Source organism: Devosia oryziradicis (assembly GCF_016698645.1).
In the GTDB taxonomy this organism is placed as follows: Bacteria; Pseudomonadota; Alphaproteobacteria; order Rhizobiales; family Devosiaceae; genus Devosia; species Devosia oryziradicis.
In genome coordinates this window covers 2,628,088-2,644,292 of the sequence record NZ_CP068047.1, presented here as the reverse complement: position 1 = coordinate 2,644,292, position 16,205 = coordinate 2,628,088, and the positions used below count along the sequence as shown (strand labels likewise).

Here is a 16,205-nt window from a genome sequence, read left to right as displayed (position 1 = left end):
GGTGCCGGCTGCGCTCAATAGGCGTTCTCACTTTTGGAGATGAGCGAAATGGGCGTGATAGCGACGATGTAAAGGTCGAACAGGATCGACCAGTGCTCGATATAGTGCAGGTCGTGGTTCACGCGCTGCATGATCTTGTCGATTGTGTCGGTCTCCCCGCGCCAACCGTTGACCTGCGCCCAACCCGTCATGCCGGGCTTGACCCGATGGCGCGCAAAATAGCCTTCGACAGCCTCGTAATAGAGCTGGTTGTCGGCCTTGGCCTGCAGCGCATGCGGACGCGGACCGACAATGGACAGTTCGCCTTTGAGGACGTTGAACAACTGCGGCAGCTCGTCGATCGACGTCTTGCGGATGAACTTGCCCACGCGGGTGACGCGGGGATCGTCCTTGGTGACCTGCTTGACCGCATTGTGGTCGAGCATGTCGGTCCGCATGGAGCGGAATTTGTAGATCTTGATCAGCTCGTTGTTGAAGCCGTGCCGGTTCTGCATGAAGAAAACCGGCCCCTTGCTCTCGAGCTTGATGGCGATGGCGGTAACGACCATGATGGGTGACAGCAGGATCAGCGCCGTCAACGCGACCACCTTGTCGAACACCCACTTGAAAACCAGGTTCCAGTCCGAGATCGGTCGGTCCGCCATGTCGAACACGGCGATGTCGCCGACGTAGGAATAGGCCTTGCTGGTGAATTTGAGCTTGCTCATATGCGCCGAGAGGCGAATGTCGACCGGCAGCACCCAGAGCTGGGTCAGCATGTCGAGCACGCGCTTTTCGGCCGATAGCGGCATGGACACCATTACCAGGTCCACCGGGGTGCGCCGGGCGAATTCTATCAGCTTGGCCACTTTGCCCAGCTTGGGATAGCCCGACACCATTTCGGGCGAGCGGTCGTCGATCCGATCGTCGAACAGTCCGAGCAGCATGATATCGTCGCTGGCGCTGGTATTGATCTGCTCGATCAGGGTCTCGGCATCCTTGCCACCGCCGACGATTACCGTGCGCCGGCGCAGCCGGCCCAGCTTCGTCCAGTGTCCCACGAGCGCTCGCAGGCCCAGCCGGAATCCGGCCAGCAGCACAGCGCCCCCCGCGTACCAGCTGATCAACCACATGCGGGACACCGGATCGCCGGCTTTGAACACGAACAGTGTGGCTGTCAGCACCACCATCACCACCGTCCATCCGATCAGGACCCGGGCGAGTTGACTGAGCACCGTGCGATAAGAGGCGATGCGATGGGCCCTTGCAGCGTTGAAGAGCAGGTTTGCCAGCAGGCACGAGGCCAGGATAACCGGCACATAGAACACTGCCTGGTCGCCGCCCGACATGTACGCGTGAATGCCGTATCCGAGCGCTGCCAGGAGCGTGGCCTCAACCGCCTGCGCGACGCCCACGACCACCGCGCCTGAAATCCTACGCTCGACCGGCGCCGCGACAATGGCTTCCGCCTGTTCCGATAACGACGGTCCCGGCTCGCTGGCATTGGGCTGCTTGGATACGTGCTCCAATACGGCCTGCTTGGGATCAACTCGATACATGGAAGGTTACCAGGACGGAACTGTTCCCGGCATTGTCCGCGCAAGGGGTTTATATCAGGTGAAGTTGGTCCCTAAGCTCGTCCCAATACCGATTGGTAGAGGGCCTGGATGCTGTCGGCCATGGTTGCGAGCGAAAAGCGGCTCTCGATGTGGGCCAGGCGGTCCCTCATTTCGGCCTGGGCCGCGTCGGGCGCGTCGAGTGTGCCCTGCATTGCGGCCGCCAGGGCCGAAACGTCTCCCGCCGGCACGAGTCGCGACGAGGTCGGGCCAAAAATCTCCGGAATTCCGCCAACTGAAGTGGCAATGACTGGCAACTGCGCAGCCGCCGCTTCGAGCACGACATAAGGCAGGGATTCGGCCAGGGAAGGCACGATCGCGACGCGGCCCTTGGCAAAGGTGGGGCGTGCGGGCTGGGCACCCAGCAACGTCACCCGCTGCTGCAACCCCAGTTGCGCAATGCGAGCTTCGAAGGGAGCGCGGCTCGGACCATCGCCGGCCATCACCAGCGTAGCCGGGCTGTCATCCGCGCGGGTCACGCCAACCAGGGCGTCCGCCAGGACGAATATCCCCTTGAGGTCGCGCAACTCGCCCACGAAGACGAAGTCGGCTGCATCGGTCTCGGGGACGACCGGTACGAACTCGTCGGGGGCGAGGCCGTTGTGAATGACGACCGTAGGGCAGGTGGGCTGGCCGATCAGCGCGGAATAGGTCGCCTGGGCGTAGGCGCTCTCGAAGATGATGGCCCCGGTCTGCGCCATCAGCGCACGTTCCAGCCGGTGAAACACCCGGCCCGATAGCGACGATCGCGAGAAATGCAGCACCCCGCCATGGGGTGTATAGAGCGCGACCGCTTTGCCGCCGATGCGCGCCAGCCGTGCATAGAACCCGCCCTTGGCGCCATGCCCATGCAGCACGTCGATGTCGAGCACCTGCGCCAGCTTGCGCACCGCAAAGGGTGTTTTGAGGTCCCCAGCGCCGAGCAGGCGCGGCATGGCGAAGCGGTGAATGCCCAGCGTTGCATAGGGCTGCAACGCGGCCAGCTTGCCTTCGGTCTGGGCATCGTTGGCGAGGCTGTCGACGACCAGGCCGACCTCGTGGCCGGCCTCGGCCAGTGCCCGCGTCAGGTCGGCGACATGCCGGAACAGCCCACCGACAGGCGCCCGCATAACCTGCAGCACGCGCAGCTTGCCGCCTGCCATGCTGTTCTAGAACCAACGTTCGAGGATAACGACCGTGTCGCCCGGATAGATCGGGAAGTCGAGATCCACGGTCCCCTTGACCATCTCGTTCCCCTGGCGGCGATAGACTATCGCCCGGCTACGATCCGCCGTATCGGTGAAGCCACCGGAAGTGCTGATGGCCGCGCGCACGGTCATGCCATAGACGTATTGGAATTGTCCGGCGGTCTTGACTTCGCCCTGGATGAAGAACGGGCGGTATTCCGCCACTTCCACCGCGACATCGGGACTGCGCATATAGCCATTGGCCAGCGCTGCAGCCAGGCGGCCGGCCGCGACATTGGTGGTTACGCCGCGCACCTGCACGGGACCGACCAGCGGAAAGGCGATCGCACCGCTATCATCGATCTTGTAGGTGTCGCTCAACTCAGCGTCGCCATAGACGGTGACCCGCACGGTATCGCCCGTATCGAGCTGGTACGGCCCCTTGGTTTCCACCAGGTAGGTCGCGGGGCGCGTGGTCGCGCATGCTGCCAGCGGCAGCATCAGGGCGATTGTGAGAACGGGCAGCCAGCGCATGAGATTCCCGCGCGATTCAGGGTGCGCCAATGTCACGCCAGCGTGGTTAACAAATTGCTTCTTTTGCGCCGATTGCGTCGCGATCTGCGAGAGGGTTAACGGATTGATTACCACGTCCGAGCCATAGATCAGTCAACAAAAGAGGGTTGGCAATGGCGTTTGAGTCGCAAATGGCACGCGACGCCCGGATCGATATCGGCGCGGTGCTTGGCGCCGTGGTCAAGCGGTTGCCGCGCGTTGTGATTGTGACGGCTGCATTGCTGGCAGCCGCTCTCGTGCTCACGATGTTCATGCCGCGCCTCTATGAGTCGTCTGCTTCCATACTGGTTGAGCCGCGCAGCAATATTTATACCCGGCCGGCCGGCGAGCAGCCCCAGAGCGCTCCGAGCGCCGACGCGGGCGTCGTGTCCAGCCAGATCGAGCTGATCAAGTCTCGCGACACACTGCTGACCGTGGTCGACAAGCTCGATCTGCGCTCAGTCCCAGAGTTCAACGGTACCGGGGCAGGCGGCTTTTCGCCGCTCGCCGTGGTTTCACAGCTGCTGGGCCGCAAGGCGACGCCGGTCAGCGTCGACGAAGTCGTGCTCGGTGCGCTCTACGATCGCATGACCGTGATCCAGGAGCGCGACTCGCGCCTCATTTCCGTCCTGGTGCGTTCGACAGACCCGCAGCTGGCGGCGGATATCGCCAATGCCGTGGCTGATGCTCATGTGGCGCGTCGCGCGCAGCTGTCTCTGTCCGACACCGCTGAAGCGTCCGGCTGGCTGGCCAATGAAATTGCCAAGCTGCGGGTTTCGGTAACCGAGGCAGAGACCGCCGTCGCAAATTTCAAGGTCGACAATGACCTTTTCGTCGGCTCCAACAATACCAGTCTCGCGGACCAGCAGCTTTCCACCATTGCGACCCAGATCAACGCGGCCCAGGAGCGCAAGAACGCTGCTTTGTCGCGTGCGGCTCTGATTCGACGCATGATCGAGCAGGGGCAACCCATTGATGGCGTTGCGGATGTGCGCGATTCTGTTGTGATCCAGCAGCTCAGCCAGGAGAAGGGCCGCCTGCAGGGCGAGAAAGCACAGCGCTCAGCTACCCTGCTTGCCAATCACCCGACGATCCAGGCGCTGACGGCCCAGATCGCCGAGCTGAACAACCAGATCAATCTCGAGGGAAGGCGCGTCGCCGATGCGCTCGAAGCAGAGGCGCAGATCGAAGCGGATCTTGAGGCCTCTTTGCGCGCCGACCTGACTCGGGCCAAGTCGTCCGCCTCGACGGCGACGCAAGACGGCGTCACGCTCGACAGCCTGGAACGCGACGCCAAGGCGCAGCGCGACCTGCTCGAAAGTTACCTGCAACGCCACACCGAGGCAGTTTCGCGCATCGAATCCAATTCGGCTTTGCCGGATGTTCGCGTTGTCAGCGTAGCGGCGCCTTCCGTGACCCCGGCCTCTCCCAAGACCCCCCTGATTCTCCTGGCAGTGGGGCTGGTGGCCCTCGCAACGCAGATCGGTGTCATCGTCTTTGGCGAACTCGTCTCGGGTCGTGCCATCGTCGCGACCAGCGAAGCCGTCCACAATCAGGATCAGCTTGATGAAGTTCCTTTCATCGAAGCCGAATTGGAACCGGAACAGCAGTGGTCCGAGCCGGTCATCGCAACCGAGGAGGTTGTCGAGGAGCGGGTCCTCGACCTTCCGGCCGATGTCGAGGACTATGCGGAGGTCGATGAGCCCGCCGTCGAACTGCCGACCCCCGCAGTTTCAGCGCGATCCGAGCGCCGGCCGCCCGCGGCCTCCGTCGAGCTGCCCGGCATCATCGCCTCGGCCGATCTCTCCTCCGATCTGGTTCTCGGCCGCACCCATCTGCTGATCCTTGCCGCGCACGCGGCCAATGCCGACTGCGAGATTTTGGCGGAGAAGCTGGTTAGCGACGCCCTGGCGCGCGGTCTCAGCGTTGCGTTGATCGATGGCGGCAGCGCCAGGCTCGGCGACGAACCCGGGTTAACCGATCTCAGTCTCGATGCCGCAAGCTTTGGCGATGTGGTGCAGAAATCGGCCGACAACAGCTTTGCCGAAGTTCCATGGGGGCAGGGGCGGGCCATCGACCGTACCTCCGGCAAGCCCCTGATCCTTGTCGAAGCCCTGGGTGACATCTACGAGGTGGTCGTCCTGATGACCGGCCGCGTTGGCGCCGGCTCCACCTTGCCCCTATTCGATGGCCTCGATGGTCGCCTGGTGCTGGTTGCTGGCGATGATGACGATATCGACGCGGTCAGCCAGACCCGTGAAAAGCTGCTCTCCGCGGGGTACCGTCGCTGCGAAGTGGTCGCCGCACCGACCCGCGTAGCGGCCTGACGCTGGATTACCATGTCAGTGAAGTATCTGGCCATTCGAGCGCTGTTCGAGGCCCTGTGGCTATCACGCCTGCCGGGCCTGATCCGTGCCTTGTCTTCGTCCCGCGGCGTTATCTTCACCCTCCATCGTGTCCTGCCCGAAGAGCCCGCTGACTTTTCCCCAAACGCCATCCTTCAGGTGCAACCCGCTTTTCTGGAATATGTCATCGAGCGGGTGCGCGACATTGGTCTTGATATCGTCAGCCTGGACGAAGCACTTGATCGCCTGGCTGCGCCACACGCTGGCCGCCGCTTCGTTGTGTTGACCTTCGACGATGCCTATCGGGACAATCTGCGACACGCGCTTCCCATCCTGCGGCGCCATGAGGCCCCTTTCACACTTTATGTCCCCACGGCGCTCGTTGATGGCGTCGGCGAACTCTGGTGGCAGGCCATCGAGGACATTATCGGCCGGCAGGAAGCCATTGCCATGACCTCGGGCGGCGAGACGGATTACGTCGATACCCGGACGACCACCGAGAAACGCGCGGCGTTCGACACGCTCTATTGGCAGATGCGTCGGATGCCCGAAGCCGAGCGCGTGCAACTCGTGCGCAGCTTTGCCCACGCCTATGGCTATGACCTCGATAAGCAGTGCCGTGACCTGATCATGGACTGGCAGGAACTGCGGCTGTTTGCCGGGGAACCGCTGTGCACCATCGGTGCGCACACTGTGCATCACTACGAGCTTGCCAAGCTGCCCATCGAGCAGGCGAGCAGTGAAATGGCGCAGTCGGCCGACATCCTGCTTGCCCAGTTCGGCCAGAAACCGACACACTTTTCTTACCCGCTGGGCGGACCGCTTTCCGCCGGCCCTCGTGAATTCGAACTTGCCCGCGAGCTAGGCTTCAAATCGGCGGTCACTACCCGCCCCGGCGGTCTCTACGGTCGACACGCGAAGTCGCCCCATTCCTTGCCGCGCGTTTCGCTCAACGGCTACTTTCAGTCTCGCCGCTATGTCGATGTTTTTGCTACGGGAGCGATATTTTCGGCTATGGGTAAACTGACGGGCTGATGCCGCTCAGGCGTCTGGTCGGGCCATCCAGCGGATGATCCACATGGCTGGGTACAACCAGCCCATGCCGGCAACGACGAAGTACGGCATCAGGACCCAGATCGGCAGGCCCGGCGGAAACGCCAGGTAGACCGAGGTGAAAAGGCTCAGCCAGGCCACGATCGAGCCGAGGATCAACAAGATTCCGAGAGCCTTGCGGCTGCGCTGGGTCATGCGGCATCGCGCCTATTGCAGGGACGTTGCCTCGGGCATACCACTCCGGCTTGCCGACCGACACCGGGAAACTGCCGTGACTTCAGTCCAAAATGCCGCATTGAGCGAAACGACCATAGCCAGCGATCGTCTGCGCCCGGTGCGCATCTGGCTTTATGCCATGGCCGGTTTCGTGCTGCTGATGGTGGTCGTGGGTGGGATTACGCGGCTTACGGAGTCAGGCCTTTCCATAACCAGTTGGAAGCCCATTTCCGGCACCATTCCGCCGCTGAGCGATGCCGATTGGCAGGCTGAGTTCGAGGCCTACAAGCAGATCCCGCAATACGAGGTCAACAATTCCTGGATGACGGTTGACGACTTCAAGGTCATCTTTTTCTGGGAGTACCTGCATCGCCTCCTCGGGCGCCTGCTGGGCGTCCTGTTTGCCGTGCCTTTCCTGGTCTTTCTTGTGCAGAAACGCTTCACCGCGCAACTGGCCTGGCCCCTGTTCGGACTTTTCGTTCTAGGCGGTTTCCAGGGCGCGCTGGGATGGTGGATGGTCTCGTCCGGTCTGACTGAACTGACCTCGGTCTCCCAATACCGCCTCGCTGCGCATCTGACGGCGGCCTCATTGTTGTTCATCGCCCTGGTCTACGTGCCACGATCGCTCGAGCCCGGTCGCATCACCGGGCGCGTCGCGAGCCGCAATATCTGGTGGGCTATGGTGCTCTTGCTGTTGATCGTCCTGCAGATCGGGGCAGGGGCCTTCGTAGCAGGGCTCGATGCTGGCCTGGGATACAATACCTGGCCGCTGATGGATGGCGCCATCATCCCCAACGGCCTGGGGGTAATGCAACCGGCCTGGCGCAATCTCTTCGAGAACGCACTCACTGTGCAGTTCATCCATCGTTGCATCGCCTATGTCATCGTGGCCTACCTCGCGGTGATGCTCTGGCGTCAGTACAGATCCGAAGGCTTTGCCGGCGTACACGGCTGGCTACCGCGGCTGGGCCTGCTCGTTCTGCTGCAAGTGGGTCTTGGCGTTGCGACCTTACTCCATGCCGTTCCAATCTCGCTTGCCGTTGGGCATCAGGCACTTGCCTTCATGCTCGCCGGGGCCACGGTGGCGTACATCGCCGACATGCGGCGGGCAGGGCGATAAGCGATGGCGATGCAGGTGGCGGTATAATGCCACCTTCACCGGACGTCACCCTCGGGCTTGACCCGAGGGGTCTTCACTTGCGAAGCCATCGAAAAGTGTAGTGCCCTCGGGTCAAGCCCGGGTGACGCGCGGTGGCCAAGGCAAGGCTCGCGGATACGGTAACATAATACCGTAAACTTAACTCTTTGATTTTGCAACACAAAATCATCGCTCTTGACGGCATCCGGAATCCCTCATACACGACCGCCCGAACACGCCGCTTTCCTCCCCGGATGAAGGCTGCAAGCCCCAAATTTTCTAGGGAATTCAAAGCATGAGCACTTACTCGGCAAAACCGAGCGAGATCGAAAAGAAGTGGGTCCTGATCGACGCCGAAGGGCTGGTCGTGGGTCGTGTCGCTTCGATCATCGCCTCGCGCCTGCGCGGCAAGCATAAGCCCACCTTCACCCCGCACATGGACATGGGCGACAACATCGTCGTCATCAATGCCGACAAGGTGAAGCTCACTGGCCGCAAGCTGGACCAGCACAAGTTCTACTGGCACACCGGTTTCCCCGGCGGCATCAAGGACCGCACCGCGCGTCAGCTGCTGGAAGGTCGTTTCCCCGAGCGCGTGCTCGAGAACGCTGTCCGCCGCATGATGCCGGGCGGTCCGCTGACCCGCGCCCAGCTTAAGAACCTCCGCGTCTATGCCGGCGCTGAGCATCCCCACGAAGCGCAGAACCCGGCCAAGCTGGACGTTGCTGCGATGAACTCCAAGAATGCGCGGGTGAAGTAACATGGCCGAAACCATCAACTCCCTCGAAGACCTCGGCACTTCGGCTGTTGCCGCTCCGGCCGTGAACACCGCTCCGGTCCATGTCCAGAAGCTCGACGCCCAGGGCCGCGCCTATGCCACCGGCAAGCGCAAGAACGCCGTTGCGCGCGTCTGGATCAAGCCCGGCAAGGGCAAGCTGGTCATCAATGGCCGTGAATTCGCCACTTACTTCGCGCGTCCGGTTCTGCAGCTGATCGTCAAGCAGCCGATCGTGGCGACCGACCGCAACGACCAGTACGACGTCGTCGTCACGGTCGCCGGCGGTGGTCTGTCCGGCCAGGCCGGTGCCGTCCGTCACGGCATTTCCAAGGCGCTGAACTATTTCGAGCCCGCCCTGCGTCCCATCCTCAAGAAGGGTGGGTTCCTGACCCGCGACTCCCGCGTGGTCGAGCGCAAGAAGTACGGCAAGGCAAAGGCCCGTCGTTCCTTCCAGTTCTCCAAGCGCTAAGCTTCGGATCGTGTTTGTCGAAAGGGCCGGGAGACCGGCCCTTTCTTTTTGCCCCTGGCAAACCCATCTCCCAAAGCCATGCAAGTCCTCGTCACTCGCTTCCACCTGCTGCTGCTTACCGTGACGCTGGCGATGACCGGCGTCGGTCTTTTCCGCATCCCGGCGGACTATGTCTACCAGGCGCATTGGACCGGCAGCGCGGCTGACTGGCTGTGGCCGCGCGAGGTGATCTTTGTCGCGCCGGTCTTGCAAGTCGTGTTGATGGCCGCCTTCTTCCTGCTCGGTCGGGCGCTGACCAAAAACCAGTTCTCGAAGTCACAGCATATTCTCGATCCTGCCCTGACGCTGCTGATGAGCGTGGTGGCGGCGACCCAGCTCGGGTTGCTTCTGGCCGGGGCAGGGTCCGATCTCGACTTCGTCCGGGTTACCGCCTACGCCCTGGGCGTGGTGCTGGTCCTGTTGGGCGTCGTGCTGTTCGAGGCAGAGCGCCACACCTATGCCGGCTTGCGCATGCCTTGGCCGGTGCGTTCGGACTTCGCGTGGATTGTTGTCCACCGCGCGGCAGGCCTGGCCTATGGAGCGGCCGGGCTTGGCCTGCTCGCGATGGCATGGTTCGACCTGGGGCTCGGCATGCTCGTCGCCGGCTTCGTCGCGGCCACCCTGGTACCGGCGGGGCTGGCCGCACTGATCACCCGCGCAGTCCGCAATCGCTAGGTGCCGCATGGTCATTGCCGGAAACTGTTCCGGCCCAATAGAAAATTTCGCCAGCGGGCTATCATACGCAACGCCTTGCGTCGCGGATTATCGTTCATCCGGCTAGAATCGTGCTTAATTTCAAGGCGTGTCGCCCAATAGTTGGGCTGCCTTGGCAAAAGCAGGTCTGCTCAATGTCTCCCACATCCGTTTCCGCCGCTCGGGTCGCTCGCGCGCCCAAGCCATTCTATCGCTCCTTCGGCTTCCAGGTTCTGGCCGCCATGGTCATCGGCCTGGTCCTCGGCTACATCGCCCGCCAGATGGGCCCTGACGCCGCGGGCAATCCCAACTGGCTGGTCCAGACGCTGGCCACTATCGGCTCGACTTTCGTATCGCTGCTGCGCGCACTTGTTCCCGTGCTGGTGTTCACCGCCATCGTGGCCTCGATTGCCAATCTTCGTGAGCTCAACAATGCGGCCAAGCTGGTCTGGCAAACCCTGCTCTGGTTTGCCATCACCGCGCTGATTGCCGTCGCCATCGGCATCGCCCTAGGCCTGATCATACAGCCGGGCCTGAACACGGCCGTGCTGGCAGACGCCGCCAAGGCGCCAGCGTCAAGCGGCTCCTGGCTGGATTTCCTCAAGGGCCTCATCCCGTCCAATATCCTGGGCTTGCAGGCATCGACCCGCGTCACTGACAGCGGTGCCACGACGAGCCTCAATTTCAACGTTCTGCAGATCCTCGTGGTCTCGATCGCGGTTGGCATCGCGGCGCTTAAGGTAGGTGCCGCTGCCGATACGTTCCTTGCCTTCAATCGCTCGTTCCTCAAGATCGTCCACAAGATCCTGTGGTGGGTCATTCGCCTGACGCCGATCGGCACCATCGGCCTGCTGGGCAATGCGGTGGCGGTCTATGGCTGGGATGCGCTGGCCCAATTGGGTTGGTACTCCGCCGCGATCTATATCGGCCTTGCCTTGGTGTTGTTCGTGGTCTACCCGGTGCTGCTGCAGAGCCATGGGCTTAACCCGATCCGCTATTTCCAGAGTGCCTGGCCCGCCATCCAACTGGCCTTCGTGTCGCGTTCCTCCATCGGCACGCTGCCGGTCACCGAACGCATCACCGAGCAGAACCTGGGCGTTCCGCGCGAATATGCAGCCTTCGCCGTGCCGCTCGGCGCTACCACCAAGATGGACGGCTGCGCGGCGATCTACCCGGCGATCTCGGCCATCTTCGTGGCCCAGTTCTTCGGTATCCAGCTCGGCATCCAGGAATATCTGCTGATCGTCTTCGTGTCGGTCATCGGCTCGGCTGCCACCGCGGGCCTGACCGGTGCCACCGTCATGCTGACGCTGACCCTTTCGACCCTTGGCCTGCCGCTCGAAGGTGTCGGCCTGCTGCTCGCCGTAGATCCGATCCTCGACATGGGCCGCACGGCGGTCAACGTCGCCGGCCAGGCCTTGGTCCCGACCATTGTCGCCAAGCGACAGGGTATCCTCGACCAGGCCGTCTATGACCGCGGCGAGAGCATTGAGGCCCTTGATACCGGCGAAGCCGTGCCGGCCGAGTAGGGGCGACCAATCGCAAATGCTGAAAGGGGAGGCGAGAGCCTCCCCTTTTTCTTGCGCCGCGCTCCCTCATCCTCATGCCATGTGCTGTCAGCAGCCTCATGCGACCAGGAACATGCAACAACAGGAGCACTTCCATGCTTGACCATATCGGCCTCCGCACCACCCAGTTCGATCGTCTGCTCACCTTCTATCAGGCCGCATTGGCGCCACTGGGCTATACCGTCATGATGCAATATCCTGGCGTGGCAGGCATGGGCCGGGAAACGCCCGATCTCTGGCTCAGCGCCGACGACAAGGGCAACTCCAACATTCATCTGGCCTTTACGGCGACCGAACGGGCGGTGGTCGACGCCTTCCACGCCGCAGCGCTCTCCAATGGCGGCCGGGATAATGGGGCCCCTGGATTGCGAGACTATACGCCCACCTACTATGCGGCCTTTGTGTTCGACCCGGACGGGAACAACATCGAGGTGGTTTGCCACGCCGGCGCGTGATTAACCCGCAATGGTCAATCCGGAGGGGAGGCCGGACCTCCCCTTTTTTTCAGATCATGTTTCGTCTTGACACTAATTAGTCGTATCACTAATTAGTGCATGAACGAAATAGCAGAGATGGTCCATGGGGATCAACACCGTCTTCGAAGCACTGTCGCATCCCGTGCGGCGGAAGGTCCTGGCATTGCTCAAGCGTGGTCCACTGAGTGCGGGCGAACTGGCTTCGCACTTCGACATCGCCAAGCCTACTATCTCCGTCCACCTCGCCAAGCTTCGGGATGCCGAACTGGTGGTGGTCGAGCGGCAGGGCACCAGTCTCATCTATCACCTCAATGCCAGTATCCTGGAGGCAGCTCTGGCTGGTCTCCTCTCGCTCAAGGACGAAAGCCAATGACCGCGCTACGCGTATTCACCCGCCTCAACCACCTTCTGTTTTCGCTGCTTGCGGTCACCACCATTGCCGGTTTCGTTCGCATCCCTGCCGACGCAAGACTGCCCGTGCATTTTGACCTCTTCGGTCAACCCGACCGATTTGCCGGCCGAGACGACGCGCTCATCCTGATGCCAATCCTTGGCCTGAGCATGGTGGTCCTGTTCTGGGTTATCGGTCGCTTCGCCAGCCCTCAGCGGCTGGCGGGTGGACGCCATGTGATGGATGCGGTGCTGCCGGTCCTGCTCGCGATGATCCTGGCGTTCCAGGTCGTGCTGGTTTTCCAGTTCGATTTCGCCGTTGCCAGGGTCGCTGCTTGGGCCGTGGCAGCCCTGCTGATTGTGTTGGGCAATGTCATGCCGAAATCCCAGCCCAATCGCTATGGCGGCATCCGCATCAGGACCACGCTGGCCGACCCCGCTAACTGGGCCGCGACCCATAGGTTTGCCGGCCTTGCCACGATGCTCGCTGGCAGCTTGCTCCTGCTGCTGTCGCTGGTGACAGGCAACAGTTTGATCCTGTTCGCCGGTGTGCTGGCCGCCGCGATCCTGCCGTTACTGCTAGGCGTTATCTATAGCCAGCGGCTGGCGTCGAGGGGCGGCAACTAAGGCGCGGCGGAGCCCCTCGCGCCAACCGTTGTCTTAGCCCACCAGCTTCAGCGCCGGCCTGACCTTCTTGATCTTCTTGGCCTTGGGCAGCCGGGGCACGTAGTTGGCCATCACGCGCTCGATCACCTTGATGGCCTTTTCCGTGCCGTCCTCGCCATGCAACTGTTCGGCCACTTCGGCCGCGTTGCGGCGGTAGCTTTCGTTGGTCGACAGGTCAGCCAGCGCACCGGCGAGGATTTCCGAGGTCAGCTTGCGCAGACGCACCGGCTTGGGCCCGCAGCCCAGTTCATAGACGCGGCGGCCCCAATAGGGTTGGTCCACCGTCTGCGGCACCACGAAGGTCGGTCGGCCCAGATGCAGCCCAGCCGACGTGGTGCCGGCCCCGCCGTGATGAACGACGGCTGACACGTATTTGAACAACTTGTCGTGCGGCGCCTTTTCAAAGGCGAAGATGTTGTCAGGCAGGTCGTGCGGATTGATGCCGCCCCAGCCACGAGCGACGACGGCCCGGCCGCCCCACATGCTCACAGCTTCCTTCAGGATCCTGGTATTGCGCTCGGCGCCGAATGGCATCGAGCCAAAGCCGATATAGACCGGCGCCGGACCTTCCGAGAGGAACTTCTGGAACTCGGGGGAGGGCTGCCAGTCGGTGCGATCCTTGAGCTGCCAATATCCGGTGACGATCGCGCTCTTGGGCCAGTCGCGCGGACGCGGCGAGACCACCGGCGAATAGGCATAGAGCGTGGTCAGCGAGGTGCCGTCGGTATTGCGGAAGAAGCCGCCCTTCTTGCGGGCTTCCAGCCCCATCAATTCGCGGCGCAGCTTGTTGCGTGGCAGGTTGTAGTAGATCTGCTGCACGGTCATGGCCGTGTAGGTCAGCTTGTTGAAGGCCGGGCCGAAATCGGCGCCGTAGTCGTAATAGATGCAGAGCGGGAACTCGCTTGTCGAGTTCAGCGGCTGCAGTGCCACCATCACCGCTGGAATATGCAGCGCCTCGGCAATGTCGATGCCAAAGCTGGTATTCATATTGAGGATCAGCATGTCGGCGCCCTGGCACATATGCCAGGCATGCCGCGCCGCTGTATCGACGATCTGCTGGCCCTGCCGCAGCAGGGACGGGCCGTTAATGAGCATCGATTGGCTCATCGCGTTCTCGAATCGCTGCTGCGTCAGGAATGACTGGATCGACGGCCCGAGCGTATGAAATTCAATGCCGTAGCCTTCGACCATGCCCTGGAATTCTTCCGAAGCACCCAGCACCACCGAGTAGCCGCGCTCCTTCAGGGTTATGGCAAGAGCCAGATAGGGTTGAACGTCGCCTTGCGTGCCGATCGTCACCAGGGCAATGCGCTTCAAAGTCTTACCTCACCATACGCCGTTCTGGAGCCGAAGGTTGGCGTCCTCCGGACCATTTACAATACCCCGGGGAGGATTTATGAACGGCCTGTCGATAGCTGATTTCCTTACAAAAATCGCATCTGAAGGGCAAGGGACATGCAGTCTCTGTACACTATTGCTAGCGTTGGAGCCTTGCTCACCGGCAGTGCAGTGGCCCGCGTTGCCCTCGTGGCGGCGGCAAACGCCCGCTAGCTCTTCCCGCGTGGCCCCGCCCGGGCCGGGAAGAGCCGAACACGAGATCGGCCCCAGAGCAGGGGTCACTTAACCCGTTCACAACCATAATTCCGCGATAATCACGGCCTCAAACAGAGGCATGGCGCACCGAGCGCGTCGCGGCCAGTCAAGGCTCCCAAGGGATCCGTAAGGGTTACCGGCAGGAGCCGCCGAGGAAATCATGAGCGCAGACTTCCACAAGATCCGTCGTCTTCCCCCTTACGTCTTTGCCCATATCGACCCGATCAAGGCCAAGGCGCGTGCCGAAGGCGTCGACGTGATCGATCTGGGTATGGGCAATCCGGACATGCCGACCCCCGATCACATCGTTGCCAAGCTGCAGGAAACGGTCAAGGACGGCCGTACCCATCGCTACTCGACGTCGCGCGGTATTCCCGGACTGCGCAAGGCCCAGGCGAGCTATTATGGCCGCCGCTTTGGCGTAAAGCTAAACCCCGATACGCAAATTGTCGCGACGCTGGGCTCCAAGGAAGGATTCGCCAACATGGCCTCGGCCATCACCGCGCCCGGCGACGTGGTCCTGGTGCCCAACCCGACCTATCCCATCCACTCCTTCGGTTTCATCATGAGCGGTGGCGTGGTCCGCTCCATGCCGGCCGATCCGAATGAAGATTTCATGCGCTCGCTCGATCGGGCGGTGCGCCACTCCATTCCCAAGCCGATCGCGCTGGTCCTCAATTATCCTGCCAATCCCACGGCCTATACGGCCACGCTCGATTTTTATGCCGAGGTGGTCAAGTATTGTAAGGAACACGGGATCTTCATCCTCTCCGACCTCGCCTATTCGGAGATCTATTTCGACGAGAATGATCCGCCGCCATCGGTGCTGCAGATCCCTGGCGCCATCGACATCACGGTGGAATTCACCTCGATGTCCAAGACCTATTCCATGCCCGGCTGGCGCGTCGGCTTTGCCGTCGGCAATGAGCGCCTCATTGCGGCGCTGGCCCGCGTGAAGTCCTATCTCGACTACGGCGCCTTTACCCCGATCCAGGTGGCTGCCACCGCCGCGCTCAATGGCTCGGACGACGTCATCGAGGAAGTTCGCAAAGTGTACAAGCACCGCCGCGACGTGCTGGTCGAGAGCTTCGGCCGCTCGGGTTGGGATATTCCGGTGCCCAAGGCCACCATGTTTGCCTGGGCGCCCATTCCGGCCCAGTTCGCCCATCTCGGGTCGCTCGAATTTGCCAAGCTCCTCATCCAGGAGACCGGCGTCGGCGTCGCACCCGGCGTGGGCTTCGGCGAGTATGGCGATCAGTATATCCGCCTGGCTTTCGTCGAAAACGAACAGCGCATCCGCCAGGCCGCTCGCAACATCAAGAAGCTGCTCGGCTCCAAGACCGGTGCCGGCAACGTGGTCCCGCTGGTCGGCTAATTTCGTTTCCCTCCCCCTTGCCAAGGGGGAGGGAAGACTCGCCTGTACCCGCGTCGGATCTACCGGGCGTTGACGGCCCACGGGCGCCGTGTT

General features: G+C 62.3%; 16 protein-coding genes. 11 read left to right on the top strand and 5 right to left on the bottom strand.

Annotated elements, in window-relative coordinates:
- Positions 1 to 14: 14 nt before the first annotated feature.
- The 3 genes from JI749_RS13270 to JI749_RS13260 form a co-directional block, all read right to left on the bottom strand.
- Positions 15 to 1,538 (bottom strand): undecaprenyl-phosphate glucose phosphotransferase, encoded by a 1,524-nt coding sequence (locus tag JI749_RS13270; RefSeq protein ID WP_201654710.1) that lies wholly within the window; start codon positions 1,536 to 1,538, stop codon positions 15 to 17.
- A gap of 71 nt (positions 1,539 to 1,609) precedes the next feature.
- Positions 1,610 to 2,737 carry a glycosyltransferase family 4 protein gene (locus JI749_RS13265; RefSeq protein WP_201654707.1) on the bottom strand — a complete coding sequence of 376 codons (1,128 nt, stop codon included), beginning with the start codon at positions 2,735 to 2,737 and terminating at the stop codon, positions 1,610 to 1,612.
- A gap of 6 nt (positions 2,738 to 2,743) precedes the next feature.
- Positions 2,744 to 3,295: a polysaccharide biosynthesis/export family protein gene (locus JI749_RS13260; RefSeq protein ID WP_201654704.1), complete on the bottom strand. Its 552-nt coding sequence runs from the start codon at positions 3,293 to 3,295 to the stop codon at positions 2,744 to 2,746.
- A 170-nt stretch (positions 3,296 to 3,465) separates the two neighbouring features.
- Between JI749_RS13260 and JI749_RS13255 the strand changes: the two genes are divergently transcribed.
- Both JI749_RS13255 and JI749_RS13250 read left to right on the top strand, forming a co-directional pair.
- Positions 3,466 to 5,640 carry a GumC family protein gene (locus JI749_RS13255; protein WP_201654702.1) on the top strand — a complete coding sequence of 725 codons (2,175 nt, stop codon included), beginning with the start codon at positions 3,466 to 3,468 and terminating at the stop codon, positions 5,638 to 5,640.
- Positions 5,641 to 5,652: 12 nt separating this feature from the next.
- Positions 5,653 to 6,693, top strand: a complete 1,041-nt coding sequence (locus JI749_RS13250; protein ID WP_201654701.1) for a polysaccharide deacetylase family protein — start codon at positions 5,653 to 5,655, stop codon at positions 6,691 to 6,693.
- Positions 6,694 to 6,699: 6 nt separating this feature from the next.
- On the opposite strand, the gene JI749_RS13245 is transcribed toward JI749_RS13250, so the two are convergent.
- Complete coding sequence (locus tag JI749_RS13245; RefSeq protein ID WP_201654700.1) at positions 6,700 to 6,906, bottom strand: DUF2842 domain-containing protein; 207 nt, start codon at positions 6,904 to 6,906, stop codon at positions 6,700 to 6,702.
- 76 nt (positions 6,907 to 6,982) lie between these two features.
- On the opposite strand from JI749_RS13245, the gene JI749_RS13240 reads away from it, so the two are divergent.
- The 8 genes from JI749_RS13240 (at position 6,983) to JI749_RS13205 (ending at position 13,105) form a co-directional block, all read left to right on the top strand.
- Entirely contained in the window at positions 6,983 to 8,047 is a 1,065-nt protein-coding gene (locus JI749_RS13240; protein ID WP_201654699.1) for a COX15/CtaA family protein, read from the top strand.
- Positions 8,048 to 8,360: 313 nt separating this feature from the next.
- Complete coding sequence (gene rplM, locus JI749_RS13235; protein WP_201654698.1) at positions 8,361 to 8,825, top strand: 50S ribosomal protein L13; 465 nt, start codon at positions 8,361 to 8,363, stop codon at positions 8,823 to 8,825.
- Between the two features lies 1 nt (position 8,826).
- Positions 8,827 to 9,312, top strand: coding sequence for a 30S ribosomal protein S9 (gene rpsI, locus JI749_RS13230; protein ID WP_201654697.1), 486 nt, complete (start codon positions 8,827 to 8,829; stop codon positions 9,310 to 9,312).
- A gap of 78 nt (positions 9,313 to 9,390) precedes the next feature.
- Entirely contained in the window at positions 9,391 to 10,026 is a 636-nt protein-coding gene (locus tag JI749_RS13225) for a hypothetical protein (protein WP_201654696.1), read from the top strand.
- A 173-nt stretch (positions 10,027 to 10,199) separates the two neighbouring features.
- Complete coding sequence (locus JI749_RS13220; RefSeq protein WP_201654695.1) at positions 10,200 to 11,573, top strand: dicarboxylate/amino acid:cation symporter; 1,374 nt, start codon at positions 10,200 to 10,202, stop codon at positions 11,571 to 11,573.
- A gap of 134 nt (positions 11,574 to 11,707) precedes the next feature.
- The gene (locus JI749_RS13215) at positions 11,708 to 12,067 is read left to right on the top strand and encodes a VOC family protein (RefSeq protein ID WP_201654693.1); all 360 of its coding nucleotides are present in this window, start codon (positions 11,708 to 11,710) and stop codon (positions 12,065 to 12,067) included.
- A 124-nt stretch (positions 12,068 to 12,191) separates the two neighbouring features.
- Positions 12,192 to 12,461: a metalloregulator ArsR/SmtB family transcription factor gene (locus JI749_RS13210; RefSeq protein ID WP_201654691.1), complete on the top strand. Its 270-nt coding sequence runs from the start codon at positions 12,192 to 12,194 to the stop codon at positions 12,459 to 12,461.
- Entirely contained in the window at positions 12,458 to 13,105 is a 648-nt protein-coding gene (locus tag JI749_RS13205) for an SdpI family protein (protein WP_201654689.1), read from the top strand. The genes JI749_RS13210 and JI749_RS13205 overlap by 4 nt, the downstream gene beginning before the upstream one ends.
- Positions 13,106 to 13,138: 33 nt before the next feature.
- Here the strand turns inward: JI749_RS13205 and JI749_RS13200 are convergent, their stop codons facing one another.
- Positions 13,139 to 14,461, bottom strand: a complete 1,323-nt coding sequence (locus tag JI749_RS13200; protein ID WP_201654687.1) for a glycosyltransferase — start codon at positions 14,459 to 14,461, stop codon at positions 13,139 to 13,141.
- Positions 14,462 to 14,897: 436 nt separating this feature from the next.
- Between JI749_RS13200 and JI749_RS13195 the strand changes: the two genes are divergently transcribed.
- A complete protein-coding gene (locus JI749_RS13195) occupies positions 14,898 to 16,112 on the top strand; it encodes an LL-diaminopimelate aminotransferase (RefSeq protein ID WP_201654685.1) in 1,215 nt (404 codons plus the stop codon).
- The last annotated feature ends 93 nt before the right edge of the window (positions 16,113 to 16,205 follow it).